This is a genomic window from Variovorax sp. Soil_C_39, from assembly GCF_057656815.1.
Window position 1 is genome coordinate 599,933 of the sequence record NZ_JBDGJQ010000002.1, and the last position, 21,991, is coordinate 621,923.

At 68.9% G+C, this 21,991-nt stretch carries 27 protein-coding genes; 7 read left to right on the plus strand and 20 right to left on the minus strand.

Annotated elements, in window-relative coordinates:
* Nucleotides 1-47: 47 nt before the first annotated feature.
* The 4 genes from AC3A6J_RS06860 to AC3A6J_RS06875 all read right to left on the minus strand — a co-directional run bounded on the left by AC3A6J_RS06860 (nucleotide 48) and on the right by AC3A6J_RS06875 (nucleotide 3,535).
* Nucleotides 48-764 carry an ankyrin repeat domain-containing protein gene (locus tag AC3A6J_RS06860; protein ID WP_487859157.1) on the minus strand — a complete coding sequence of 239 codons (717 nt, stop codon included), beginning with the start codon at nucleotides 762-764 and terminating at the stop codon, nucleotides 48-50.
* Nucleotides 764-1,264 carry a GlcG/HbpS family heme-binding protein gene (locus AC3A6J_RS06865; protein ID WP_487859158.1) on the minus strand — a complete coding sequence of 167 codons (501 nt, stop codon included), beginning with the start codon at nucleotides 1,262-1,264 and terminating at the stop codon, nucleotides 764-766. The genes AC3A6J_RS06860 and AC3A6J_RS06865 overlap by 1 nt, the downstream gene beginning before the upstream one ends.
* A 151-nt stretch (nucleotides 1,265-1,415) precedes the next feature.
* Nucleotides 1,416-2,057, minus strand: coding sequence for a response regulator transcription factor (locus tag AC3A6J_RS06870; RefSeq protein ID WP_487859159.1), 642 nt, complete (start codon nucleotides 2,055-2,057; stop codon nucleotides 1,416-1,418).
* A complete protein-coding gene (locus AC3A6J_RS06875; RefSeq protein ID WP_487859160.1) occupies nucleotides 2,054-3,535 on the minus strand; it encodes a sensor histidine kinase in 1,482 nt (493 codons plus the stop codon). The genes AC3A6J_RS06870 and AC3A6J_RS06875 overlap by 4 nt, the downstream gene beginning before the upstream one ends.
* Nucleotides 3,536-3,597: 62 nt before the next feature.
* On the opposite strand from AC3A6J_RS06875, the gene AC3A6J_RS06880 reads away from it, so the two are divergent.
* The gene (locus AC3A6J_RS06880) at nucleotides 3,598-4,668 is read left to right on the plus strand and encodes a DUF72 domain-containing protein (protein WP_487859161.1); all 1,071 of its coding nucleotides are present in this window, start codon (nucleotides 3,598-3,600) and stop codon (nucleotides 4,666-4,668) included.
* A 9-nt stretch (nucleotides 4,669-4,677) separates the two neighbouring features.
* Here AC3A6J_RS06880 and AC3A6J_RS06885 read toward each other — a convergent pair whose 3' ends face one another.
* The 6 genes from AC3A6J_RS06885 to AC3A6J_RS06910 are packed head-to-tail and all read right to left on the minus strand — an operon-like array spanning nucleotide 4,678 to nucleotide 9,114.
* Nucleotides 4,678-4,998, minus strand: coding sequence for a non-heme iron oxygenase ferredoxin subunit (locus AC3A6J_RS06885; RefSeq protein WP_487859162.1), 321 nt, complete (start codon nucleotides 4,996-4,998; stop codon nucleotides 4,678-4,680).
* 15 nt (nucleotides 4,999-5,013) lie between these two features.
* Entirely contained in the window at nucleotides 5,014-5,982 is a 969-nt protein-coding gene (locus tag AC3A6J_RS06890; RefSeq protein ID WP_487859163.1) for a Bug family tripartite tricarboxylate transporter substrate binding protein, read from the minus strand.
* A complete protein-coding gene (locus AC3A6J_RS06895) occupies nucleotides 5,979-6,350 on the minus strand; it encodes a chorismate mutase (RefSeq protein ID WP_487859164.1) in 372 nt (123 codons plus the stop codon). Before AC3A6J_RS06895 ends, AC3A6J_RS06890 begins: the two co-directional genes overlap by 4 nt.
* Before the next feature lie 5 nt (nucleotides 6,351-6,355).
* Nucleotides 6,356-6,841 carry an aromatic-ring-hydroxylating dioxygenase subunit beta gene (locus AC3A6J_RS06900; RefSeq protein ID WP_487859165.1) on the minus strand — a complete coding sequence of 162 codons (486 nt, stop codon included), beginning with the start codon at nucleotides 6,839-6,841 and terminating at the stop codon, nucleotides 6,356-6,358.
* Nucleotides 6,838-8,097, minus strand: coding sequence for an aromatic ring-hydroxylating dioxygenase subunit alpha (locus tag AC3A6J_RS06905; protein WP_487859166.1), 1,260 nt, complete (start codon nucleotides 8,095-8,097; stop codon nucleotides 6,838-6,840). Before AC3A6J_RS06905 ends, AC3A6J_RS06900 begins: the two co-directional genes overlap by 4 nt.
* 27 nt (nucleotides 8,098-8,124) lie before the next feature.
* Nucleotides 8,125-9,114 carry a 2Fe-2S iron-sulfur cluster-binding protein gene (locus tag AC3A6J_RS06910; RefSeq protein WP_487859167.1) on the minus strand — a complete coding sequence of 330 codons (990 nt, stop codon included), beginning with the start codon at nucleotides 9,112-9,114 and terminating at the stop codon, nucleotides 8,125-8,127.
* A 138-nt stretch (nucleotides 9,115-9,252) separates the two neighbouring features.
* Between AC3A6J_RS06910 and AC3A6J_RS06915 the strand changes: the two genes are divergently transcribed.
* Nucleotides 9,253-10,173 (plus strand): LysR family transcriptional regulator, encoded by a 921-nt coding sequence (locus AC3A6J_RS06915; protein WP_487859168.1) that lies wholly within the window; start codon nucleotides 9,253-9,255, stop codon nucleotides 10,171-10,173.
* A 12-nt stretch (nucleotides 10,174-10,185) separates the two neighbouring features.
* Here the strand turns inward: AC3A6J_RS06915 and thpR are convergent, their stop codons facing one another.
* Nucleotides 10,186-10,794 (minus strand): RNA 2',3'-cyclic phosphodiesterase, encoded by a 609-nt coding sequence (thpR, locus tag AC3A6J_RS06920; protein WP_487859169.1) that lies wholly within the window; start codon nucleotides 10,792-10,794, stop codon nucleotides 10,186-10,188.
* A gap of 99 nt (nucleotides 10,795-10,893) precedes the next feature.
* On the opposite strand from thpR, the gene AC3A6J_RS06925 reads away from it, so the two are divergent.
* A complete protein-coding gene (locus AC3A6J_RS06925; RefSeq protein WP_487859170.1) occupies nucleotides 10,894-11,526 on the plus strand; it encodes a DNA-3-methyladenine glycosylase I in 633 nt (210 codons plus the stop codon).
* A gap of 6 nt (nucleotides 11,527-11,532) precedes the next feature.
* Nucleotides 11,533-12,174, plus strand: a complete 642-nt coding sequence (locus AC3A6J_RS06930) for a dioxygenase family protein (RefSeq protein WP_487859171.1) — start codon at nucleotides 11,533-11,535, stop codon at nucleotides 12,172-12,174.
* Here the strand turns inward: AC3A6J_RS06930 and AC3A6J_RS06935 are convergent.
* From AC3A6J_RS06935 to AC3A6J_RS06945, 3 genes are read right to left on the minus strand one after another with little or no spacing between them, the layout of a single operon-like run.
* Nucleotides 12,171-13,067 carry an alpha/beta hydrolase gene (locus AC3A6J_RS06935; RefSeq protein WP_487859172.1) on the minus strand — a complete coding sequence of 299 codons (897 nt, stop codon included), beginning with the start codon at nucleotides 13,065-13,067 and terminating at the stop codon, nucleotides 12,171-12,173. The genes AC3A6J_RS06930 and AC3A6J_RS06935 overlap by 4 nt on opposite strands.
* A 5-nt stretch (nucleotides 13,068-13,072) precedes the next feature.
* A complete protein-coding gene (locus tag AC3A6J_RS06940) occupies nucleotides 13,073-13,462 on the minus strand; it encodes a RidA family protein (RefSeq protein WP_487859173.1) in 390 nt (129 codons plus the stop codon).
* A gap of 7 nt (nucleotides 13,463-13,469) precedes the next feature.
* Nucleotides 13,470-14,378, minus strand: a complete 909-nt coding sequence (locus AC3A6J_RS06945; protein WP_487859174.1) for a ferritin family protein — start codon at nucleotides 14,376-14,378, stop codon at nucleotides 13,470-13,472.
* A 128-nt stretch (nucleotides 14,379-14,506) separates the two neighbouring features.
* Between AC3A6J_RS06945 and AC3A6J_RS06950 the strand changes: the two genes are divergently transcribed.
* Nucleotides 14,507-15,415: a LysR family transcriptional regulator gene (locus tag AC3A6J_RS06950; RefSeq protein WP_487859175.1), complete on the plus strand. Its 909-nt coding sequence runs from the start codon at nucleotides 14,507-14,509 to the stop codon at nucleotides 15,413-15,415.
* A 156-nt stretch (nucleotides 15,416-15,571) separates the two neighbouring features.
* Complete coding sequence (locus AC3A6J_RS06955; RefSeq protein ID WP_487859176.1) at nucleotides 15,572-16,546, plus strand: Bug family tripartite tricarboxylate transporter substrate binding protein; 975 nt, start codon at nucleotides 15,572-15,574, stop codon at nucleotides 16,544-16,546.
* Nucleotides 16,547-16,594: 48 nt separating this feature from the next.
* On the opposite strand, the gene guaA is transcribed toward AC3A6J_RS06955, so the two are convergent.
* From guaA to guaB, 4 genes are all read right to left on the minus strand, one after another.
* Nucleotides 16,595-18,214 carry a glutamine-hydrolyzing GMP synthase gene (guaA, locus tag AC3A6J_RS06960; protein WP_487859177.1) on the minus strand — a complete coding sequence of 540 codons (1,620 nt, stop codon included), beginning with the start codon at nucleotides 18,212-18,214 and terminating at the stop codon, nucleotides 16,595-16,597.
* A 9-nt stretch (nucleotides 18,215-18,223) separates the two neighbouring features.
* Nucleotides 18,224-18,646 (minus strand): type II toxin-antitoxin system VapC family toxin, encoded by a 423-nt coding sequence (locus tag AC3A6J_RS06965; protein WP_487859178.1) that lies wholly within the window; start codon nucleotides 18,644-18,646, stop codon nucleotides 18,224-18,226.
* Nucleotides 18,643-18,909, minus strand: a complete 267-nt coding sequence (locus tag AC3A6J_RS06970) for a type II toxin-antitoxin system Phd/YefM family antitoxin (protein WP_487859179.1) — start codon at nucleotides 18,907-18,909, stop codon at nucleotides 18,643-18,645. Before AC3A6J_RS06970 ends, AC3A6J_RS06965 begins: the two co-directional genes overlap by 4 nt.
* 71 nt (nucleotides 18,910-18,980) lie before the next feature.
* A complete protein-coding gene (gene guaB, locus AC3A6J_RS06975; RefSeq protein WP_487859180.1) occupies nucleotides 18,981-20,450 on the minus strand; it encodes an IMP dehydrogenase in 1,470 nt (489 codons plus the stop codon).
* Nucleotides 20,451-20,628: 178 nt separating this feature from the next.
* On the opposite strand from guaB, the gene AC3A6J_RS06980 reads away from it, so the two are divergent.
* Nucleotides 20,629-21,129, plus strand: coding sequence for a DUF4124 domain-containing protein (locus AC3A6J_RS06980; protein ID WP_487859181.1), 501 nt, complete (start codon nucleotides 20,629-20,631; stop codon nucleotides 21,127-21,129).
* 16 nt (nucleotides 21,130-21,145) lie between these two features.
* Here AC3A6J_RS06980 and AC3A6J_RS06985 read toward each other — a convergent pair whose 3' ends face one another.
* Nucleotides 21,146-21,481 (minus strand): RnfH family protein, encoded by a 336-nt coding sequence (locus tag AC3A6J_RS06985; RefSeq protein WP_487859182.1) that lies wholly within the window; start codon nucleotides 21,479-21,481, stop codon nucleotides 21,146-21,148.
* Nucleotides 21,481-21,927: a type II toxin-antitoxin system RatA family toxin gene (locus tag AC3A6J_RS06990; protein WP_487859183.1), complete on the minus strand. Its 447-nt coding sequence runs from the start codon at nucleotides 21,925-21,927 to the stop codon at nucleotides 21,481-21,483. The genes AC3A6J_RS06985 and AC3A6J_RS06990 overlap by 1 nt, the downstream gene beginning before the upstream one ends.
* Nucleotides 21,928-21,991: the final 64 nt, after the last annotated feature.

The following is a 21,991-nucleotide window of genomic DNA, read 5'->3' on the forward strand; positions in this document are numbered from 1 at the left end:
GTGGCGAGGCCCCGATTGTCCCCGAGCGGCAGCAGCCGTGCTGCGCGCTACTTTCGCTGTAGGCCCGTGCCCGCTGCCTCGAGCAGCGCGACCATTGCCGCGTAGCCGCGCGCCTTCGCGAGCTGCAGCGGCGTGTTGCCCTGGCGATCGGTGAGCTTCAGGCTGGCACCGGCCTCGACGAGCGCGGCGAGCGTGCGCTGGTGGCGCGGGCCGCCGTCGCCGAGCACGATCGACTCGATCACTGCGGTCCAGTGCAGGTTGTTGACATGGTCGAGCGGTGCGCCCGCCGCGATCAGCCGGCGCACCACCTCGTCGTGGCCGAGGTGCGCGGCCGCGATCAGGGCGTTGCCGTCGTAGCGGCTCGTGATCTGGCCGGGCTTGGCGCCCAGCGCGAGCAGCAGCGCGAGCGTCGGCACGTCGTCGGCCACCGCGGCGATGGTGACGGCGTCGTAGCGGTCGGCCTCGAGCGCGTCGAGATCGGCGCCGGCCTTGGCAAGCAGCCGGATCGCGTCGTGCTGGCGTGCATGGGCGGCCACATGCAGCGGCGTGCGGCCGTGCGCGTCGCGCGCCTCGAGCATCGCGCCGGCCGCGATCAGCGCCTTCATCTTCGCGAGGTCGCCACGCCAGGCGGCGCGGTGCAGGCCCTGGTAGGCCTCGGCCTCGGCGGGCTGCGGCGCCACCTGCGCCAGCGCGCGGGCCGGCACCACGGCGCCGAGCGCAGCGGCGGCGAGGCCCGAGAGCAATGCGCGGCGCTGGATCGTCATCAGAGCAGGCCCTTGACCTTCTCGAGCGCGGCGTTTGCGCACTGCTCGTCGAGGTGGCCGCCCGGCGCGCCGCCCACGCCGACGGCGCCGATCACTTCGTTGCCCGATTTCACCGGCACGCCGCCGCCGAGCAGCAGAAAGCCCGGCAGGTAGACCAGGTTGGCGGCGCCGGGGTTCTTCTGGGCGCCTTCCATCATGGCCTGCGTGGGGGCCTTGGCCGAGGCCGAGGTCCAGGCCTTGCGCTCGCTCGAGGCCAGCGTGTGCGGGCCGGCGTTGTCGGCGCGCTGTACGGCGCGCACGGTGCCGGCGCGGTCGACCACGGTGGCGGCCACGTTGTAGCCGAGGGCGCTGCACGCGGCCACGGTTTCGGCCGCGATCTGGTTCGCGAGCGCCAGCGAGATGTTCTTTTCGGTGCGCACGGCGGGTGCCGGCGTCTGGGCTTGAACGGCCGAAGCGGCGAGCAGGACGGCGGCGGTGCTGAAGCGAAGGATGGAACGCATGGTGTGTTGTTTCTCCAGGGGTGCAGGGGCTGCGCCGACGGTGTGTCGACGGCTGCACGAACTGTAGAAGCCGCGGCGCTTGCGGGCCATTCGTACGGCTACGCCCGGCGCTCCGTAAAAATACGGAGACGACGGAGCGTGTCTGCGCCGGTCAGTCCTGCGGCGCCACCACCAGCGCATAGCGCCGGATCAGCTGCGCGAGCGAATCGCTTTCGAGTTTGGCGAACAGGTTGGCGCGGTGCGTCTCGACCGTGCGCGGCGACAGCGCGAGCGTGCGCGCGATCTCCTTGTTGGTGAGCCCCTGGACGATGAAGGCCAGCACCTCGCGCTCGCGCTCGGAGAGCTGCGCCACCCGCTCGCGCGCGGCCTGGTCGGCCTGCGAGCGCTCGCGCGAGCGCACATGCTGGCGCACCGCCTGCTGCAGCGCCTCGAGCAGCTGCTCGTCGTCGACCGGCTTCTCGAGGAACTCGGCCGCGCCGGCCTTGAATGCGCGGCGGCACATCTCCACCGTGCCGTGGCCGGTCAGCATGATCACGGGCTGGTCGACGCCCTGCGCCACCAGCCGGTCGAGCACCGTGAGGCCGCTGATGCCGGGCATGCGCACGTCGAGCACGATGGCGCCGACGCCTGCGCGGTCGAAGCCGTCGATGAAGGCCTGCGGATCGGCCCAGCCCTGCACGCGCAGGCCGACGGTGCCGATCAAGAGCGCAAGGCCCTCGCGCACGGCCTGGTCGTCGTCGATCAGGTGGACCAGCGGGGACTGCGGCTGAGGGCCGGCGGCAGGTGCATTCATGGCGTAGGGGGCGCCACCAGCGGCAGCAGCAAGGTGAACCGCGCGCCGCGCGGCGACGCATGGGCGGCGCTCAGGCTGCCGCCCATGCCGCTCGCGAGCGTCTCGCTGAGGCTCAGCCCCAGGCCGAGGCCGCCCTCCCGCGTGCTGAAGAAAGGCTCGAAAAGACGCGGCATGGCCTCGGGCGCGATACCGCGTCCGTTGTCGGTGACGGTCAGCACGCCCTCTTGGCCGTTGCGCCCGACGGCCACGGAAAGGCGCCGATCGCCGGCCGGCACGAGGTCGAGCGCCTGCAGCGCGTTCATCAGCAGGTTGTGCACGATCTGCTCCAGCGCCACCGCTTCGGCCTGCACGCGCACCGGCGCCTGGGCACCGGCATCGAACTGCGCGGCCACGCCACGTTTCGCGATTTCGGGCGCCAGCAGGTGCAGCGCGCTGCGCACCACCTCCTGCAGCACGAGCGGCCGCACGTCGCCGCCGGCCTCCGGGCGCTCGATCACGCGGCGCAGCCGGCCGACCACGCCGGCCGCGCGGCGGGCCTGCTCGACCGCCTGGCCCATCGCGTCGCGGGCGGTCGCGAGGTCGGGCGGATCGTCGTCGAGCAGGCGGCGCGCAGCCTGGGCATTGGCCAGCACGGCGGTGAGCGGCTGGTTGAGTTCGTGCGCCAGCCCGGCCGAGAGTTCGCCGAGCGCATTGAGCCGCGCCACTTGGCCGAGCCGCAGCAGCTCTTCGGCCCGGCGACGCGCAATGCGCTGGCGCTGTGCGGCCCACAGGCCCGCGAGCAGCAGCGCCACCACGGCGGCCCAACCGGCCATGCTGCGCCACGGCAGCTCGGCCCAGCCGACCTCGCGCTCGGCCACCATGAGGAACGGCTGGCTCGGCGAGGCGAGCGCCTTCGAGAGGCCGAAGCGCCAGCCGTTGGGCGCCGGCCTGCCGGGCTGCAGCACCAGTTGCTGGCCATCGTGCTGCAGGCTCAGGCGCACCGGACTGTCCTGCGGTTTCATCGGCCAGTCGCGCCAGGGCACCGAGCCGGCCAGGTCGATCTCGAGCGCATAGCTGAACGGCGTGGCACCCATCACGAGCTGGTAGCGGGCCTCGGCGAAGGCCAGCGACGCCAGTTCGGCGTGACGCGTGCTGCGCGATCGAGCCTCGGCCGCTGCAAGCGCGTCGGCCTGGCGGGCGTCGGGCCAGGGCTCGTCGCGCGCACGGCGCTGCACCCGCAGGATCGACGAATACACCGACGGCAGGCGCTGCTCGGGCTGGCCCGCCTCGGCGCCGGGCTCCAGCAGCGCGAGCGTCGCGAGCACGGCGTCGTACTGCACCATCTGCTGGCTCATGAGCCGGTGCGCAATGCGGGCATCGGTCTCGAAGTCCTGCTGCAGTTGCGCGAGTTCGGCGCGCGCCAGCCACACCGCGCCCACGGCCGTGAGCGCCAGCCATGCCAGCCACCAGCCACCCCGCGTGCGCAACCACTGTTTCATGGCGCGGATTGTGCCCGGCGCGGCGGGGGCGGCCCCGCGTGGCCGAGAATGCGGGCCCAGAAATGACCGAACTGCAGGACCCCCTCTTTCCCGATCTCGCGCGCCCTCCCGAGGCGCCCGCCGCAGGCCCGCAAGAAGCCGAGCCGCTTGCGAAGAAGAAATCGCGCGGCGGCACGGTGGCTCCCGCGCCCATCGATCCGGCGCTCGTCGCGCTGGCTTCCGCGCTGCCGCCGGCCTTGCGGCTCGGCACCTCGTCATGGAGCTATCCGGGCTGGGCCCACCTCGTCTGGGACGGCGAGTACGCCGAGTCGGCGCTGTCGAAGAACGGGCTCGCGGCGCTGGCGCAGCATCCGCTCTTTCGCACCGTGAGCCTGGACCGCAACTTCTATCGCGCGCTCACCGCGAGCCAGTACGCGCGCTATGCGGCCATGGTGCCCGACGACTTCCGTTTCGTGGTGAAGGCGCCGAGCCTCGTGACCGATGCCACGGTGCGCGACGAAAGCGGCCGCGGCACGCAGGCCAACCCGGTGTTCCTGAACCGCGAGCTCGCGGTCCAGGAGTTCGTGCAGCCCGCGCTCGAGGGCCTGGGCCACCGCATCGGCGCGCTGGTGTTCCAGTTGAGCCCGATTCCTTCGCAGCTGCTGGCCGACACGCCGGCGCTGCTCGCGCGCATCGGCGTCATGCTCGAAGCGCTGCCCAACTTGAAGCCAACGGCGCCCGACGCGGTGATCGCCGTCGAGGTGCGCGACCCGCAACTGCTCTCACCCGCCTTCGCGGCCATGCTGCGCAGCGTGGGCGCCACCTTCTGCATGGGCCTGCATGCCAAGATGCCGCCGATCGAGGCGCAACTGCCGATGCTGCGCGCGCTCTGGCCGGGGCCACTGGTGTGCCGCTGGAACCTGCACCGCCGGCACGGCCGCTTCGGCTACGAAGATGCCGAGAAGCTCTACGGCCCCTTCGACAGGATCGTCGACCCCGACCCGGAGACGCGCGCGGCGCTCGCGAAGGTGATCGCCGGCACCACCGGCGCCGGCCAGCGCGCCTACGTCACGGTCAGCAACAACGCCGAGGGCTGCGCGCCGCTGACCATCGCCTCGCTCGCGCGCGACGTGGTCGAAGCCGCACAGCGCTGAGGGCGCGGCTCAGGCGTCCAGCGCCAGGTACACGCGTCCGCCCTCGATCTTCACCGGATAGCTGCGCAGGTCCTCGGTGAGCGGCGCGCACATCGCCTTGCCGCTGCGCACGTCGAAGCGGCCCTGGTGCAGCGGGCATTCGATCTCGTGGCCTTCGAGAAAACCGTCACACAGCCGCGCATGGCCGTGGGTGCAGATGTTGTCGGTGGCATGGATGCCGTCTTCGGTGCCGTAGAGCGCGATGTCGCGCCCCTGCACCTCGATGCCGATCACGTCGTCGGCGGGAACGTCGTCGACCGCCGCGGCGTCGACCCAGGTGGTGGTGCTCATGTGTTCGTTCCTGGCTCAGTTGTCGGGCTTGAGGCCGGCACGCTCGATCACCGGCTTCCAGCGCGCGAGCTCGTCGGCCATGAACTTGGCGAGCGCCTCGGGCGTGCTGCCGACCGGGTCGAAGTACGCGGTCTGCAGCCGCTTCTGGGTCTCGGGGTCTTTCAGCACCGCGGCGATCTCGCGGCTCATGCGCTGCACCACGTCGCTCGACGTGCCCTTGGGCGCCATGTAGGCGAACCACGGCACGGCCTGGATGTCGGGAATGCCCGATTCACGCAGCGTCGGCAGCTCGGGCAGCAGCGCCGAACGCTCGGCCGAGGTGACGGCCAGCGCCTTGAGGCGGCCGGCCTTGGCCTGCGGCATCACGGCGACCGGCGGCAGGCAGGCGTAGTGCACGTCGCCCTGGATGATCGCGGTGACGGCCTGCCCCGACGATGCGTACGGAATGTGCACCGCGAACGACTGGGTCTTCGCCTTGATGAGCTCCACGCCCAGGTGCGAGATCGATCCGTTGCCGGTCGAGGCGAAGTTGAACTTGCCGGGGTTCGCCTTCATGGCGGCGAGCCAGCCCTTGACCGAATCGACGTTCATCGCGTTGGACACCGCACACACGTTGGGCGTGGTGGCCGCGAGCGAGACCGGCACCAGGTCCTTGAAGGGGTCGTACGGCAGGTTCTTGAAGAGTACGGTGTTGTAGACCAGCGGCGCGTTCACCGACAGCAAAAAGGTGTAGCCGTCGGGCTGCGCCTTGCTGACCGAATCCGTGCCCGTATTGCCGCCCGCGCCGGGCTTGTTCTCCACGATCAGCGGCTGGCCGATGCGTGCCGCGAGCTTGTCGTTGACGATGCGCGCGAGGATGTCGGGCGACGAGCCGGCGCCGTAGGGCACCACGATGCGCACCGGGCGCTGCGGCCATTCCTGCGCATGGGCGCTCGCGGCCAGCGCGGTTGCGGCAATGCTCAACCAAAGACGAAGCGATTTCATGATGTTGCCTCCAGGTCGACCATGCCTTGATGGTCCTGTTGTTCTCGCGCGATAAAACCCGCGATCAGCGCGCGGTAGGCGGCCTCGACCACCTCGGGGTAGGCGCCCTCCGCTTCGGCCAGCGCGCGCACCTTGTCGATCACTTCCTGCTGGCGCTGCGGCGCAGACACCTGGAAGGCATCGCGCTTGAAGCGCGCGGCGTCCTTCACGTAGCGGCCGCGTTCGGCCAGCAGCGCGACGATCTTGCGGTCGAGCGCATCGATGTTCTGGCGCACCTCGGCCAGCGTGGCGCACAGCGGCCGGTAGTCCGGGTCGACAAAGCGCCTGAGCGGCGCACCGTGGGTGTCGGGTTCTTTTTTTTCGGTCATGGGGTTCAGATCGGATAGATGATGGAATTCGGGATCATTTCGCTGTCGAATACGCACAGGCGCTCGGCAAACTTCAGGCCGTCGGGCGTCGGCACGACCCGGTCGATGTAGCGCCCCACGTTGAACACGGTGGAGGGCCCGTCGAGCTTGGTGCGAAAGACCGCATAGTTGGCCTCGCTGTGGATCGCGCCGTCGTCGTCGACCCGGTGCACCACCGGCAGGCCGACCACATGGCGCTGGTAGTACGGATCGTGGAACAGCGTCTCCTGGATGCCGTAGACGCGGTCTTCGAGCATGCCGCGGCTCTCGAACGATAGCGTGGCGAGCGGCAGGCCGCGCGCGTGGTTCTCGCGCGGCTGCAGCCGATAGCTGCACTGTTCGATGAAGAAGCCGGGCCACAGGTCCCACTGGCCCGAATCGACCGCATGTGCATAGGCCGCATAGAGCCCCGCGAGTTCGAGGTAGGCGCCGGGGTCGAGCTTTTTCGTCATGCCGCCTCCATCACGTCGCGCCAGTAGCGGTACATGCCGCGGATCAGCGTCTCGGTCACCATGTGGTCGGTGTTCGCTACTTCGCGCCCACCGAGCTCGGCGAGCGTGCGGTGGAACGGCTTCTGCTCGAAGCCTTGCTGCGAGAACTCGATCACCTCGCCATCGTCGGCCGACACGAAGCCCGCCGGGCCGAACAGGTTGGCTTGGCGCAAGCGGCGCTGCGTCATCTCGGCGGTGTCGTCCTCGAAGCCGAAATGCGTCCAGACGAAATTGAAGGCATCGTGGCCCACGGGCTGGATGTGGCGCGTCGAGACGCTGTTGACCTGCTGCTGCAGGATCAGGCTCGGGAACAGCGTCATCATCACCGCGGTCGGCCCACCCCACCAGGGCTCGGGCACGATGTCGAGAAAGCGCGGGTCCTTCAGCTGCATGCTCTCCTTGAAGCTCGACACCTGCGTGACCTGCGCCGCCTTGCCCGCGCTGCCGCGCGTGGAGATCATCGCGGCGTGGCGGCCGCGCGCATCCATCTTGAGCTCGGACTTGTTGTCGGCGCGCCAGAGCCCGAAGGTGACGAACCAGGTGTGCAGCAGGCCCGGGTGGTACGGGTCCTTGATGTTCTCCTGCATCAGCTTCCAGTTGCCCGGGATGCGCTGGCGGCTGTAGCCCAGGATCGTGAGCTTGCGGCCGTCGAACAGGCGGTCGAAGTAATGCAGGATGTCGGGGCCGAGAAAATCCTCGAACGATTCGATGCCGTGGTCGAACGATGCAAACACCACGCCGCCGCGCGAGGCGACCTTGAGCTTCGTCAGGCCGTGGTCCTCGGTCTTGAAGTCGGGCGGCATGCCGCCATGGACCTTGCCATCCTGCTTCACGCCGCGCCGGAACGGGACGCCCTGCAGGTCGCCCTTGAGCGTGTAGTTCCACTGGTGATAGGGGCAGACGAACTCCTTGCGGTTGCCATGGCGCTCGCGGCAGAACTGCATGCCGCGGTGGGCACAGACGTTCTCGAACACATGGATCTCACCGGCCTCGTCGCGCGCCATGACGACCGAGCGCTCGCCGATCGCGGTGCGCTTGAAGTCGCCCGGGTTCGGTATCTCGGCTTCGAGTCCCACGTAGCACCAGTGCTTCTCGTAGAAGAAGCGCTGAAGTTCCTTCTTGTGCAGCGCCTCGTCGGTGTAGGCCATGAAGGGAATGCGGCTGGTCTTGTCGTTCTCCCATGCGAGTTCGATGGGGAACACGGTCTGCGTCGTCATCGTGGGGTCTCCTTTCGTTCGAATTCTTCAGGTGCCTTGCAGGTAGAAGGCGTCGGCGTGGATCTGCTCGGGCGCCAAGCCGCGGCTGCGCACGAGCTGCGTGACGGCCTCGACCATCGGCGGCGAGCCGCAGAGGTAGGCGCGCCAGCCTTCGAAGCCACCGGGCCAGTCGGCGCGGATCGCATCGGTGATGAGGCCCTGGCGCTGCCCTTCGCGCGCGGGGCCGGTGACGACCACCACGTGCACGTTCAGCCCCGGATGCTGCGCCTGGAGTGCGCGCAGTTCGTCCAGGCCGTACACGTCCGCGTCGGAACGCACGCCCAGGTACAGGTGGATCGGCTGCATCAGGTCGGCGGCGACGGCGCCGCGCACGATCGACAGGATCGGCGCGAGCCCGGTGCCGCCCGCCGCGCAGAGCATGGGCCCGCGGTGCTTGGTGCGCAGGTAGGCCGTGCCCAGCGGACCGCTCACGCGCACCGCATCGCCGAGCTGCAGCCGGTCGAAGACGTGGTCGGTGACGCGCCCGCCCGGCACCCGGCGCACGTGGAATTCGAGTTCCGCGTCGTCGCAAAGTCCGGCCATCGAATACGGCCGCACGAGGTCGGGCGCGAACTGCAGCTGCGCATACTGGCCGGGCGAGAACGCAAGCGGCTTGTTCGGCTTGAGCCGCAGGCGGCGGATGTCATGGGTGAGCGCATCGATGGCCGTGACCGTGGCCTTGAGGATGCGTGCCGGATGCACCACCACCTCGTCGGGCTCGGGAATCTCGATCGCGCAGCTTTCGGTCAGCGTGGCCTGGCAGGCCAGCACGTAGCGTTCGCCCTGCCCGTCCGGGCGGATCGCGTCCTGGCCGCCGTCGAGCACCTGGCCCCCCACCACCTTGCAGCGGCAGGTGCCGCAACGCCCCGACAGGCAGCTGTACGACACGGGTACGTCGTGCGCGCGCAGCACTTCGAGCAGGTTCGCGCCGGGGCGAACCTCGAGGGTGCGGGCAAGCGGGTGAATGTGCAGGTCCATCGGGGGCTCTTTCTTGGGCCGGCGGCGTCGGGCGCCATGGCCGGCTTGTCTCTGTGCCGCGATGATGCGCGGCCGTGTCGAATTGACCAATAGAATTTGGTGAATCGATGACATCACGCTCATGAATAAAGGTCCGGCATGCAACTCAAGGACATCGACCTCAACCTGCTGCTGGTGTTCGACCGCATGCTGGCCGAGAAGCGCGTCTCTGCGGTGGCCGAATCGCTCGGCCTCTCGCAGCCGGCCATCAGCAACGCGCTCGCGCGGCTGCGCAAGCTGCTCGGCGACGAGCTGTTCCTGCGCACCGCGCGCGGCATGGAGCCGACGCCGTTCGCGCTGCAGCTGGCCGAGCCGGTCGCCTATGCGATGGGCGCGCTGCACGGCGCGCTCAACCAGCAGGTGGTGTTCGATCCGGCCACCAGCACGCGCAGCTTCACGCTCGCGATGACGGACATCGGCGAGATCTACTTCACGCCCCGGCTCATGGAGGCGCTGTCGCACGCGGCGCCGGGCGTGACGATCAGTACGGTGCGCAACAACAGCAGTGCGCCCGCGAGCCTGCGCGACGAGCTCGAGGCCGGCCACGTCGACATCGCCATCGGGCTGCTGCCGCAGCTCAAGGCTGGCGTGTTCCAGCGCCGGCTGTTTCTGCAGCGCTACGTGTGCCTGTTCTCTGCCGCACATCCGCTCGCGCGCAAGCGCAGCGTGTCATTGAAGGACTTCGGCGCGGCCGACCATGTGCTGGTGCAGGCGGCCGGCACCGGTCACGGCAAGGCCGACGACGTGATGGCCGCGCAAGGCATCCAGCGTCGCATCCGGCTCAAGGTGCCGCACTTCGTGGCGATCGGCCACATCCTGCGCGCGAGCGGAATGATCGCGACCGTGCCCGAGCGCCTCGCACAGAGCATTGCCGAACCGTTCGGGCTGGTGTGGCGGCCCCATCCGGTGGCGCTGCCGCAGATCGCGATCAACCTGTTCTGGCATGCGAAGGTGCACCGCGAGCCGGGCAACCAGTGGCTGCGCGGGCTGCTGTTCGACCACTTTGCCGACGGCGCCTGAATGTGGCGCTCGTCAGGCGGGCCAGCGCGCGAGCACGTCGTACACACCCTTGCCGACATGGCTTTCGACCAGCGCGAAGGCGTCGGCATGCCAGCGCACCGGCGCGACGGCCTGCCGCGCGATCGTGCGCGGGGTCCGCGCCAGCGTCATGTGCGGCGTGAAGCCGTGCTCGGGCTTGAAGCCCACGTCGGCCAGTGCTTCGCCCAGGCGCTGCCGGAAAGCCGTCAACGCTGCGTTGCGGCTGTCGTCGGCGCACAGAACGAAGGCCTGGCTCTTGTCGAAGCGCATGGCTTCGTCGAACACGATCTCGAACACGGGTGGCGGCACCGCCGCTGCGGCATCGCGCGCGGCCTGCAACTGCTTGGCTGGCACGGCTGCGAAATCGCCGAGATGGTGCAGCGTGACGTGCAGGCGGTGCGGCTCGACCCGCTTGCCATTGAGCGCATGCCGATCGTCGAGCTGCGCCGCCAGCGCGGCCACCGAACCGGCAAGCTCGGGCGGCGGAAAGATCGCGAAGAACAGCGAGCGGGCCAGGCGCACCCGGGGCTTGGCGGTGCCGCGCTTGCGCCGCAACGGCGGCGGTGGCGGATCGATGCCGGGGAGAAGAAGCTGTTCGGTCATGGGACTCTGTCGATGCGCCGGAGGCAGCGTGCGCAGCGCCTCCGGCCAAACGCGCAATATTGGCACAATGCGCCGCACCACACCCCTGATCGATCCCGCATGACAGCCCCTCCCCTGATCGACGGCCCCGACGGCCACCCCCGCTGCCACTGGTGCGCGGCCACGCCCGAATACACGGCTTACCACGACAACGAATGGGGCTATCCGGTCGCCGACGACCGGCGCCTGTTCGAGAAGATCAGCCTCGAGGGTTTCCAGTCGGGGCTCAGCTGGCGCACCATTCTTGCGAAGCGCGAGAACTTTCGCGCGGCCTTCGAGGGTTTCGATTTCGACAAGGTCGCCCGCTTCACGCAGGACGACGTCGCGCGCCTGCTGCAGGACGCGGGCATCGTGCGCCACCGCGGCAAGATCGAGGCGGTGATCCACAACGCCGCACGCGCGCAGGAGATGGTCGCGCGCGAAGGCTCGCTCGCGGCCTTCTTCTGGGCCTACGAACCCGCAGCGCTCGACACGCCGCAGACGGCCTCGACCTCCGAGGCATCGGTGGCGATCTCGAAGGCGCTCAAGAAGCTCGGCTGGAAGTTCGTCGGGCCCACGACCGTGTATGCGTTCATGCAGGCGATGGGACTCATCAACGATCACGCCGAAGGCTGCGTGGTCCGCTCGAAGGTGGACCGCGCACGCGGCGCGTTCAAGCGCCCGCGGAACTCGGCACCGGCGGCGCGGGTCTGACCCGTCATGCGCGCACCGGCCCAACCCACCCCTGACAGCGCCCGTCGCATTCTGCTCGCCGCGGCCATCGTCGGCGCACCCGCGCTCTGGCTCGGTGCCCGCGCCCAACCCGCGCCCGCGCGCATCGCCACGCCAGCCCAGACCGAAGGCCCGTTCTACCCCGTGCGCCTGCCGCAGGATGCCGACCACGACCTGCTGCAGAACGGCACGCTGCGCTACGGCCGCGGCCAGCCGGCCTGGGTCGACGGCACCGTGACCGACCTGGAAGGCAAGCCCGTGCGCGGCGCGCAGGTCGAGATCTGGCAATGCGACGAGAACGGCCACTACCACCACCCGGGTGACGGCGACCGCGCGGACGCCGCGTTCCAGGGCTTCGGCCGCGTCGCCGTGGGCGACGACGGCCGCTACCGTTTTCGCACCATCCGGCCGGTGCCCTACAGCGGCCGCACACCGCACATCCACGTCAAGGTGAAGCTCGGTGCGCGCGAGCTGTTGACGACGCAGCTCTATGTGGCCGGCGACCCGGGCAATGCGCGCGACGGGCTCTGGCGCCGTCTGCCGGAGGCCGCGCGCGACGCCGTGACCGTGCCGTTCGAGCGCGGTGCGGACGGACTGCGGGCGCGGTTTCCGATCGTGGTTGCGGTCTAGCAAGCTGCAAAGAAATCGAGTATCTGCTCGCCGAGCAGCTGTTCGCCGCTGTCGAAGTGCGCAACGATCGACACATGGTTGTGTTGCGCCATCGTCATGTGGCGCGGCGCGACGCCACGGGCCACGGCAACCCGATGGACGAATTCCGCCGCATAGACGTCGAGCAGCGGGTTCTCGTACTGCGCATTGACGACGAACAGCGGCAGCGCGAGGTGCGCCGCGTGCGCCATGGGGGCCAGATCCTGGTAGCAGCCTTCGTCGTCGCCGTAATAGGCCCGCACGCCCGCCGCGTTGGGGTTCTCCGGCAAGGTATCGGCGCGCAGCCGGGCCGACACCAGCACCAGGCAGCGCAGGCCGCGCCGCAGGTGGGCCAGCGACGGATCGCAGGCAAAGCTCGCTGCGTGGGTGCCGCCGGCCGAATGGCCGATCAGGCAGACGCGGCGCGGATCGCCGCCGAAGCCGCCGATGTGCTCGGCCACCCAGGCGCATGCGGCTGCCACGTCGAGGGCGCCCTGCGGATGCGACGCCTCGGGTGCGAGCCGGTACTCCACGTTGACCCCCACGCAGCCTTGGCGCGCGAACCAGGTCAGCACGTTGGCGTACATGGCTTCGTTGATGTCCTTGGCGCCACGCACGAACGCGCCGCCATGCACGAAGACCACCACGGGTGCTTCGCGCGCCGTGGCCGGGCGATAGACGTCCAGCACCTGGCGCGGATGCGTTCCGTAGGCCAGCTCGCGCGTGACCGCGATGCCGCTGCGCGTCGCCGCCATCAGCACGGGCAGGTAGGCGGCCTTGACCCTGTCGCCCGCCGTGCGGATGTCCTTCTGCCACACGGGGCCGACCTCGCGCAGCAGCGCGTCCAGTTCCGCAGACCGGCCGGCGATGCGCATGGCGGTCAGTCGGGCCGGAAGGCGAAAGCCTCGACCTCGAAACACCAGTCCGGATGCGCCAGCGCCGCGACCACCACCAGCGTCGAGGCGGGGCGCGCCGACCCGAGGTAGACGCTGCGGATCGCATTGAGCCGCGGCAGGTCCGCGGCGCGGGTGAGATAGGTCGAGACCTTGGTCAGGTGCGACGCGTCCATGCCGGCCGTTGCGAGCACCGCCATCAGGTTCTTCCAGGCCTGGTCGGCCTGTGCGTCGAAGCCTTGCAGCAGAAGGCCGTCGCGGTCCGTGCCGATCTGGCCTGCGACATGCAGCCATGTGCCGGGGCCCTGGACAGCAATGCCATGGCTGTAGGCGCCCGCAGGCGCTGCGACGGTGTCGGGAGCGATGCGTCGATGCATGGCCGCCTCAGTGCACGACGCTGTCGATTTCGGGGATCGCCGGGATCTCGACACCGTAGACGCCGATGTCCTCGCGGATCTTGTCGACGCCCCGCTTGATGATGCCGATCTCTTCGTCGGGGTGCGTTGCGCCGAGGCCGTGGTCGGCGGCCAGCGCGCGGTTGCGCCCGGACCGCTCGCGCTCTGCCTCCGGCAGGTTGACGACGGCATAGACCCCGTTGAGCAGGCTGCCGCGCAGCTTCTTCGCGACCTTGAGCCCGATAAGGCGCTTCTCCTCGGCGGGCAGCTCGCTGAAGAAGCGCCGCATGATGATGCGGCCGAACTGGATGTGGCGCGCCTCGTCGCGCAGGATCAGCCGGCAGGCCTCGCGGATGGAGTCGAAGCGCGCGTTCTCGTAGCGCGCCTGCAGCAGGTCGCCCGACAGCTGCTCGAACAGCGTGTTGACCGAGAGGCCCGCGAAGAAGCTCATCGCCTTCTCGTCCGTCTCGTCGTGGAAGCGCGGAATGATGTCCTTGAAGTAGTCCGAGCGCGGCATCGGCTCGTACGCGGCCAGCGCGTCGGCGATCCGGAAGCTGGCTTCGTGGTGCCGGAACTCCTCGGCGATGAAGTTGGTGATGTGCTGCTTCACCTCGAAGGGCTGGTGCTGGAAGATCGCATCGCGCAGGCGTTCGGCGCCATAGGGCGTGGCGCCGTGCTCCATCCATGCGCGCAGGCTCCACCATTCGGCACCGGCCCGGCGGACCTCGGGCGGAAGCTCGGCTTTCTGCAGGTCCGAATAGTCGATGTCGGTGACGGGGTTCCAGGCCAGCTCGCGCGCCTGCGTGCACAGGCGCCAGACCTCGGGGTATTCGATCTTCGAGACGACCGGGTACGGATTCGGAACGGCGGGGATCTCTTCGAGCAAAGACGGTTGCATGGCGCGCTTCCTTCGGCAGTGGGGGAATGCCACGCATGCTAGGTTCGCCACAGTGATACATCCAATACCGTTTGGATGGTGCGGTGATCCAATCCGTGTATATCCATTCGGCGAGCAAGGCACCCCAGATGATCGAATTCAGGCAACTGCGTCAGTTCGTGGTCGTGGCGGAAGAACTCAACTTCGGCCGTGCGGCGGAGAAGCTGCACATGTCGCAGCCGCCCTTGAGCGTGGCCATCCGCAACCTCGAGGCGCAGGTGGGCACGCTGCTGATCGACCGCAGCCGGCACCACGTGCGCCTCACGCCCGCGGGCAAGGTGTTCCTGAAGGACGCGCAGCGGCTGCTGACCCAGGCCCATGCCGCCACCGAGCGAGCCCGGCGCGCGGCCCAGGGCGCCGAGGGCGCACTCAGCCTGTCGTTCGTGCCGAGCGCCGCGCTCGACCTGCTGCCGGAAGTCTTCAAACGCTTTCAACGCGACTACCCGACGGTGCACCTGCAGGTGACCGCCGACACCACCACGCGCCAAGTCGAGGCACTGCGGCGAGCCGAGGTCGACCTGGCATTGGTCGTCGGGCCGCTGCAGGACGTGCCCGACCTTGCGTTCGTCGACCTCAAGGCCCAGCCCTTCGTGATCGCGGTGCCGCGCAGCCATGCGCTCGCGTCGCAGCGCAGCGTCAAGATCAAGGCGCTGGCCGCGGAACCCTTCATCACCTTTCCGGCCGCCGAGGGCGCGGGCTTCGTGGGGGCGCTGCTGAGTGCATGCAAGGCCGCGGGCTTCTCGCCCCGGGTGGTGCACGAGGCCTCGCAGATGCAGGCCGTGCTGACCTTGGTGGCCGGTGGGTTGGGCATCGCGCTGGTGCCGGCCTCGATGCGCATGCTGGCGATGAAAGAGGTGGCCTTCCTCGACGTAGCCGCGACGCGCGTCCCGCCGACCTACCAATTGGCGTTCGCCTACAGCCGCAGCAACGACAACCCCGTGATCCATTCCTTCCTCTCGGTGGCGGCCAAGGTCGTCGCGCAGGCCCGCGGCAGCTGACCGGATCAGCTCTGCCCGGCAGGCGCTGGTGATTCGATTCATGTATGGATTCGGTACGCAGTCCGTATTGGACGTTATGAGGCGCGGTTTGCATCATGCGGCGAGGAAGCGCGATGAAGCGCTCCGTGCCGCCCTGCCCGCCCACTGGAGTCCACGATGAAATCAATGATGAAGAAGCTGTTCGCCGTTCCGGTCCTGATGGCTGCGGCCGTGGTCGCCGGGCCCTCGCTCGCCCAGACCTTTCCGGCCCGTCCGGTCACCCTCGTGGTGCCCTATCCGCCCGGCGGGTCGGCCGACATCCTCGCACGCACTGTGGGCGAGCAGCTCGCCACGCGCCTCGGGCAACCCGTCATCGTGGAGAACAAGGCCGGCGCCGGCACCGCCATCGGCGCTCGCTTCGTGGCCGATGCCAAGCCGGACGGCCACACCCTGCTCATGGGGACGGTGAGCTCGCAGGCGATCAACCCGGCCATGAGCAAGGTGGGCTACGACCCGGTCAAGGGCTTCGCCGTGGTTGGCCCGCTGGCCTCGATTCCGTTCGTGCTGGTCGCCCATCCCGCTGCGCCCTACGGCAACGTCTCGGAATTGATCGCCGCGGGCAAGAAGAGCCCGGGCACGATCAGCTATGCCTCGGCCGGGCCGGGAACCTCCAACCACCTGGCCGGCGAAATGCTAGCGAACGCGGCGCGCATCCAGCTGATGCACGTGCCCTATCGCGGCAGCGCACCCGCGCTCGCGGACGTGCTGGCCGGGCACGTGCCGCTGATGTTCGACCTGCAGACCACGGCCATTCCCAACCTGAAGGCCGGCAAGGTCAAGGCGCTCGCCGTGACCGGCCTCAAGCGCAGCCCCCTGCTGCCCGATGTACCAACGGTGGCGGAAAGCGGCCTGCCCGATTTCGAGGTCAGCGCCTGGTTCGGCGTGTTCGCGCCGGCCAAGGTGCCGCAACCGGTGCTGAAGCAGTTGTCCGATGCATTGGCCGAGGTGATGCAGGCGCCCGCCATGGTGCAGCGGCTGCGCGACATCGGCACCGAGCCGGATGCGCGCAATGCGGCGCAGTTTGCGCGCTATACGGAATCGGAAGTTGGCAAGTACGCGTTGATCGTCAAGTCGGCCGGGCTTGCGCCTTGAGGGACGATCGTGCAGCACCGGCGCTGCGGCCGCCGGGCCGGGGTGACCTCACTCCCACTCGATCGTCGCCGGCGGCTTGCTCGACACGTCGTACGTCACCCGGTTGATCCCGCGCACCTCGTTGATGATCCGTCCCGACACCTTCTTGAGCAGCGCATACGGCAGCTCGGCCCAGTCGGCGGTCATGAAATCACTGGTCTGCACGGCGCGCAGCGCGACGACGTAGTCGTAGGTGCGGCCGTCGCCCATCACGCCCACGCTCTTCACGGGCAGGAACACGGTGAAGGCCTGGCTCGTGAGGTCGTACCAGCTCTTGCCGGTGGCTTCGTCGGTGAAGTTGCGCAGCTCCTCGATGAAGATCGCATCGGCGCGGCGCAGGAGGTCGGCGTATTCCTTCTTCACTTCGCCGAGGATGCGCACGCCCAGGCCGGGGCCGGGGAACGGATGGCGGTACACCATCTCGGGCGGCAGGCCGAGCGCCACGCCGAGCTCGCGCACCTCGTCCTTGAACAGGTCGCGCAGCGGCTCGAGCAGCTTGAGGCCGAGCTGCTCGGGCAGGCCGCCGACGTTGTGGTGGCTCTTGATGGTGACGGCCTTCTTGCTCTTGGCGCCGCCCGACTCGATGACGTCGGGGTAGATGGTGCCCTGCGCCAGGAAGGTCGCGCCCTTGTGGCCCTGGTCGCCGGCCTTGAGCTTCGCGGCCTCCTGCTTGAACACGGTGACGAACTCGCCGCCGATGATCTTGCGCTTGGCTTCGGGGTCGCTCACGCCCGCGAGCTTGCCGAGGAACAGGTCGCTCGCGTCGACGCGGATCACCTTGGCGTGCAGCTTGCCTGCGAACATCTCCATCACCTTGTCGCCCTCGTCGAGGCGCAGCAGCCCGTGGTCGACGAAGACGCAGGTCAACTGGTCGCCGATGGCGCGGTGGATGAGCGCGGCGGCCACGCTCGAATCGACACCACCCGAGAGGCCGAGGATGACTTCTTCATCGCCCACCTGCGCACGGATCTTCTCGACGGCCTCGGCGACGTGGTCGCGCATGACCCAGTCGGGCCTGGCTTCGCAGATGCCGAGCACGAAGCGCTCGAGAATGGCCTTGCCCTGCACCGTGTGCGTGACCTCGGGGTGGAACTGCAGCGCGTAGTAGCGGCGCGCCTCGTCGGCCATGCCGGCGATCGGGCAGCTCTCGGTGCTGGCCATGAGCTTGAAGCCGGGCGGTAGCTCGGTGACCTTGTCGCCGTGGCTCATCCACACGTTGAGCATGCCGTGGCCTTCGGGCGTGGTGAAGTCGGCGATCTCTTTCAGCAGCGCGGTGTGGCCATGCGCGCGCACGGCGGCGAAGCCGAACTCGCGCTTGTGCCCGCCCTCGACCTTGCCGCCGAGTTGGTGCGCCATGGTCTGCATGCCGTAGCAGATGCCGAGCACCGGCACGCCGAGGTCGAACACGGCCTGCGGCGCCTTGTCGGTGGTTTCCTCGTACACGCTGGCGTGGCTGCCCGAAAGGATCACGCCCTTCAGGTGCCCGTCGGCGGCGTATTCGCGCACCCATTCGTCGCTGACGTCGCAGGGATGCACTTCGCTGAGCACATGCGCCTCGCGCACGCGGCGCGCGATGAGCTGGGTGACCTGCGAGCCGAAGTCGAGAATGAGGATCTTGTCGTGTTGCATGGTGAGGGCTCAGAAATGAAGGCAGACGATGCCGCAGGACTTGGCTGCAGCGACGAGTTTGTGGTCGAGCGAGGCGAGTTGCCCGTTGAGGCGAAGCACGAGTTCGAGGTACGTGGCGTCGTAGAAAGTCAGGTCATGGGCCAGCGCCATCCGGCCGACCTGCGCCTGCCGATGCGCCGACAGCGGCACGTCGACCTGCGCCTGCACCCTGGCGAGCAGCGCCAGGCCCTGTTCGAGCTGCTGCGCGTCGAGGCGTTCGCGGCGCACTCCCATGACGAGCATGTTGCCCATTTCCCATGACCACAGCAGCGGGACGTGGAACACGTCGTTGGGTTCGATGGCCTGCAGGTAGAGCGCCTGCGCCGCATCGCTGCACTCGTCGGGCAGCACCCACGCGGCGGCGGCCGAGGCGTCGATGACGATGGGCTTCATCGGCGGTCCGCGTCCCGAAGGCTCTTCCAGTCGGAATAGCCCGGGACGGCAGGTTTCACGCCCGCCTGGTATTCGCGCAATTGCGCCAGGGCCTGCTGGCGAATTCGCTCGCGCTCGGTCTCCGAAGGCTGCGCGTCGGCTTCATGCACGATGCGCGCGATCTTCTTGCCGTGGCGCGTGATCACCACTTCCTCGCCCGCCTCCACCGCTTGAAGCAGCGCAGAGAAGCGGTCCTTGGCTTGATGCACCGAGACGGTTTGCATAAAAGTCTGGCCTGAAAAAGAAATTGGGCCAGATTATAACAATCTGGCCCAACTTTCGTATCTGGCGCGAATCAGTCGGCCCGGTAGTTCGGCGCTTCCTTGGTGATCTGCACGTCGTGCACATGGCTCTCGCGGATGCCGGCCGTGGTGATCTCGACGAATTCGGCCTTGTTCTTCATCTCGTCGATGGTGGCGCAGCCGCAGTAGCCCATGCTGGCGCGTAGGCCGCCGGCCATCTGGTAGACGATCGAGACCATCGTGCCCTTGTAGGGGACCCGGCCTTCGATGCCTTCGGGCACCAGCTTGTCGGCGTTCGGGTTGCCCGTGCTCGATTCCTGGAAGTAGCGGTCGGCGCTGCCTTGCTGCATGGCGCCGATGGAGCCCATGCCGCGGTAGCTCTTGTAGCTGCGGCCCTGGAACAGCACGATCTCGCCGGGCGCCTCTTCGGTGCCCGCGAACATGCCGCCCATCATCACGGTGCTCGCGCCGGCGGCGATGGCCTTGGCGATGTCGCCCGAATAGCGGATGCCGCCATCGGCGATCAACGGAACGCCGGTGCCCTGCAGCGCGGTGGCGACGCTGTCGACCGCCATGATCTGCGGCACGCCCACGCCCGCGACGATGCGGGTGGTGCAGATCGAGCCGGGGCCGATGCCGACCTTGACCCCGTCGGCGCCCGCCTCGACCAGCGCGCGCGCCGCGTCGCCCGTGGCGATGTTGCCGCCGATCACGTCGACCTGCGGATAGTTCTGCTTGACCCAGCGCACGCGCTCGATCACGCCCTTGCTATGGCCGTGCGCGGTGTCGACCACGATGGCATCGACACCGGCCTTGACCAGCGCCTCGACGCGCTCCTCGGTGCCCTCGCCCACGCCGACCGCCGCACCCACGCGCAGGCGGCCCGAAGGGTCGCGCGCGGCGTTGGGAAAGCTGGTCTGCTTGGTGATGTCCTTGACGGTGATCAGGCCCTTGAGCACGAAGTCGTCGTCGATGACGAGCAGGCGCTCGAGCTTGTACTTGTTGAGCAGCGCCTTGCCCTCGGCGGGCGTGGCGCCCTCCTTCACGGTCACCAGCTTCTCGCGCGGCGTCATGATCTCGCTGACCGGCACGTCGTAGCGGGTCTCGAAGCGCAGGTCGCGGCTGGTGACGATGCCCACCACCTTGCCGCCATCGACCACCGGGAAGCCCGAGATGCCGAGCTCGTCGGACAGCTGCATGACCTGCAGCACGGTGTGCGTGGGGGTGATGACCACCGGATCGCGCAGCACGCCGGACTCGTAGCGCTTGACTCTGGCCACTTCGGCGGCCTGCTGCTGCGCGGTGAGGTTCTTGTGCACGATGCCGATGCCGCCTTCCTGCGCGATCGCGATCGCGAGGCGGGCTTCGGTCACGGTGTCCATGGCCGCCGAGACGAGCGGCAGGTTCAGCGTGATGTTGCGGGAGAGTTTGGTCGCGAGGGAGGTGTCCTTGGGCAGGACCTGGGAGAACGCTGGCACCAACAACACGTCGTCGAAGGTGAGCGCTTTGCCGAGAAGGCGCATGGGTGAAGCTCCAAAAGACGGATTGTAACGACGCCCGGTACTTACCCGAAGCCTGCAGGGTTTGCGCGGCCGCCGACCTGCACGGCAGCTGGCAAAACGTCGCCAATTCCCAACTCGCCCGCTCCGGCGCCCGCCGCCGCGATGTTGCAAAACGTAAGGCGCGGCTAAACTCCCGCTCATGAAGTTTGCGCATCGGCTCGTACTGGGATGGATTTGCTGCCTGCTGCCGCTTGCGGCCGGCGCGCAGTGGCAATGGGTCGACAACCAGGGCAAGAAGGTCTTCAGCGACCAACCTCCGCCTTCGAACGTGCCCGAGAAGAACATCCTGCGCCGCGCGGGCGTGCCGCCTTCGCGCGGTGCCGCCGCCACCGCACCGGTCGAAGCGGCACCGGCGGCCGAGGCCGCGCCGCCCAAGCCCGCGGGCGTCGACAAGGAGCTCGAGGCGAAGAAGAAGAAGGCCGAGGACGAGGAAAAGGCCCGGCAGGACGCCGAGGCCGCGAAGGTCGCGAAGGCCAAGGCCGAGAACTGCGACCGCGCGCGCCAGGCCAAGGCCACCTACGACAGCGGCATGCGCGTCGCGCGGGTCAACGCCAGCGGCGAGCGCGAGATCCTCGACGACACGGCACGCGCCGCGGAACAGAAGCGGCTGCAGTCGATCATCCAGAGCGACTGCAAGTAGCCGTCAGCGCGTTCGGTCAGTAACCGGCCTTGCCGCCCTTGCGCTGCTTGGCAAAGAGCCCGGTGCCCCGGGCGCCCTGGCGCTGGAAGCGTTCGCGCCGCGCCACCTTCGGGTCGACCGCGAGCGGCCGGCAAAGCTCCACGCGGTCGCCGTCCTGCAGCGGCTGGTCCCAGGCCGCTTCCCTGCCCCAGACGCCGGGCGTCATCGTGCTGCGCCAGTCCAGTTGCGGAAAGCGCTCGGCCAGCGCGCTCGCACCCACCGCATCGGCGAGCGTGGCACCGGGCGCAAGCCGCAGGGCCTGCTCGAACACCTCACGCGGCGCGGGCGAGCAGCTCAGCGTGACTTCGATCATCAGGCGCTGCCGTAGACCTGCTCCGCGCGCTTCACGAAGGCCTCGACGAGGCTCGATGCGATGGTGTCGAACACCGGTCCCACGAGCGCCTGCAGCGCGAAGTTGCTGAAGCCGTAGCTCATGTGCAGTTCGACCCGGCAGGCGCGTTCGCCGGGTTCCCCGACGGGCGCGAATTTCCAGGTGCCGTCGAGGTTGGAGAACGGCCCGTCCACGAGCTTGAGCTGCACCTCGCGGCCCGGCACGTGGGTGTTGCGGGTGGTGAAACTCTGGTGCAGGCCGGCAAACGCCAGGCCCACTTCGGCGGTCATGCCGGCTTCGTCTTCCTCGATGACCCGGGCCTTGTCGCACCAGGGCAGGAACTGCGGGTATTTCGCCACATCGGTGACGAGCGCGTACATCTCTTCGGCGCTGTACCAGATGAGAACGGACTTGTTGACTGTTTTCATGAATCGGATCGGGAGAGCGATTCATTGTAGGGAGCCTCCGCCCGGCCCCCACCTCCGCGCGGGA

Bases quoted from the DNA above. Each gene is read 5' to 3' on its own strand.
- AC3A6J_RS06860 (WP_487859157.1), bottom strand. From the start codon at position 764: ATGACGATCCAGCGCCGCGCATTGCTCTCGGGCCTCGCCGCCGCTGCG.
- AC3A6J_RS06865 (WP_487859158.1), bottom strand. From the start codon at position 1,264: ATGCGTTCCATCCTTCGCTTCAGCACCGCCGCCGTCCTGCTCGCCGCT.
- AC3A6J_RS06870 (WP_487859159.1), bottom strand. From the start codon at position 2,057: ATGAATGCACCTGCCGCCGGCCCTCAGCCGCAGTCCCCGCTGGTCCAC.
- AC3A6J_RS06875 (WP_487859160.1), bottom strand. From the start codon at position 3,535: ATGAAACAGTGGTTGCGCACGCGGGGTGGCTGGTGGCTGGCATGGCTG.
- AC3A6J_RS06880 (WP_487859161.1), top strand. From the start codon at position 3,598: ATGACCGAACTGCAGGACCCCCTCTTTCCCGATCTCGCGCGCCCTCCC.
- AC3A6J_RS06885 (WP_487859162.1), bottom strand. From the start codon at position 4,998: ATGAGCACCACCACCTGGGTCGACGCCGCGGCGGTCGACGACGTTCCC.
- AC3A6J_RS06890 (WP_487859163.1), bottom strand. From the start codon at position 5,982: ATGAAATCGCTTCGTCTTTGGTTGAGCATTGCCGCAACCGCGCTGGCC.
- AC3A6J_RS06895 (WP_487859164.1), bottom strand. From the start codon at position 6,350: ATGACCGAAAAAAAAGAACCCGACACCCACGGTGCGCCGCTCAGGCGC.
- AC3A6J_RS06900 (WP_487859165.1), bottom strand. From the start codon at position 6,841: ATGACGAAAAAGCTCGACCCCGGCGCCTACCTCGAACTCGCGGGGCTC.
- AC3A6J_RS06905 (WP_487859166.1), bottom strand. From the start codon at position 8,097: ATGACGACGCAGACCGTGTTCCCCATCGAACTCGCATGGGAGAACGAC.
- AC3A6J_RS06910 (WP_487859167.1), bottom strand. From the start codon at position 9,114: ATGGACCTGCACATTCACCCGCTTGCCCGCACCCTCGAGGTTCGCCCC.
- AC3A6J_RS06915 (WP_487859168.1), top strand. From the start codon at position 9,253: ATGCAACTCAAGGACATCGACCTCAACCTGCTGCTGGTGTTCGACCGC.
- thpR (WP_487859169.1), bottom strand. From the start codon at position 10,794: ATGACCGAACAGCTTCTTCTCCCCGGCATCGATCCGCCACCGCCGCCG.
- AC3A6J_RS06925 (WP_487859170.1), top strand. From the start codon at position 10,894: ATGACAGCCCCTCCCCTGATCGACGGCCCCGACGGCCACCCCCGCTGC.
- AC3A6J_RS06930 (WP_487859171.1), top strand. From the start codon at position 11,533: ATGCGCGCACCGGCCCAACCCACCCCTGACAGCGCCCGTCGCATTCTG.
- AC3A6J_RS06935 (WP_487859172.1), bottom strand. From the start codon at position 13,067: ATGCGCATCGCCGGCCGGTCTGCGGAACTGGACGCGCTGCTGCGCGAG.
- AC3A6J_RS06940 (WP_487859173.1), bottom strand. From the start codon at position 13,462: ATGCATCGACGCATCGCTCCCGACACCGTCGCAGCGCCTGCGGGCGCC.
- AC3A6J_RS06945 (WP_487859174.1), bottom strand. From the start codon at position 14,378: ATGCAACCGTCTTTGCTCGAAGAGATCCCCGCCGTTCCGAATCCGTAC.
- AC3A6J_RS06950 (WP_487859175.1), top strand. From the start codon at position 14,507: ATGATCGAATTCAGGCAACTGCGTCAGTTCGTGGTCGTGGCGGAAGAA.
- AC3A6J_RS06955 (WP_487859176.1), top strand. From the start codon at position 15,572: ATGAAATCAATGATGAAGAAGCTGTTCGCCGTTCCGGTCCTGATGGCT.
- guaA (WP_487859177.1), bottom strand. From the start codon at position 18,214: ATGCAACACGACAAGATCCTCATTCTCGACTTCGGCTCGCAGGTCACC.
- AC3A6J_RS06965 (WP_487859178.1), bottom strand. From the start codon at position 18,646: ATGAAGCCCATCGTCATCGACGCCTCGGCCGCCGCCGCGTGGGTGCTG.
- AC3A6J_RS06970 (WP_487859179.1), bottom strand. From the start codon at position 18,909: ATGCAAACCGTCTCGGTGCATCAAGCCAAGGACCGCTTCTCTGCGCTG.
- guaB (WP_487859180.1), bottom strand. From the start codon at position 20,450: ATGCGCCTTCTCGGCAAAGCGCTCACCTTCGACGACGTGTTGTTGGTG.
- AC3A6J_RS06980 (WP_487859181.1), top strand. From the start codon at position 20,629: ATGAAGTTTGCGCATCGGCTCGTACTGGGATGGATTTGCTGCCTGCTG.
- AC3A6J_RS06985 (WP_487859182.1), bottom strand. From the start codon at position 21,481: ATGATCGAAGTCACGCTGAGCTGCTCGCCCGCGCCGCGTGAGGTGTTC.
- AC3A6J_RS06990 (WP_487859183.1), bottom strand. From the start codon at position 21,927: ATGAAAACAGTCAACAAGTCCGTTCTCATCTGGTACAGCGCCGAAGAG.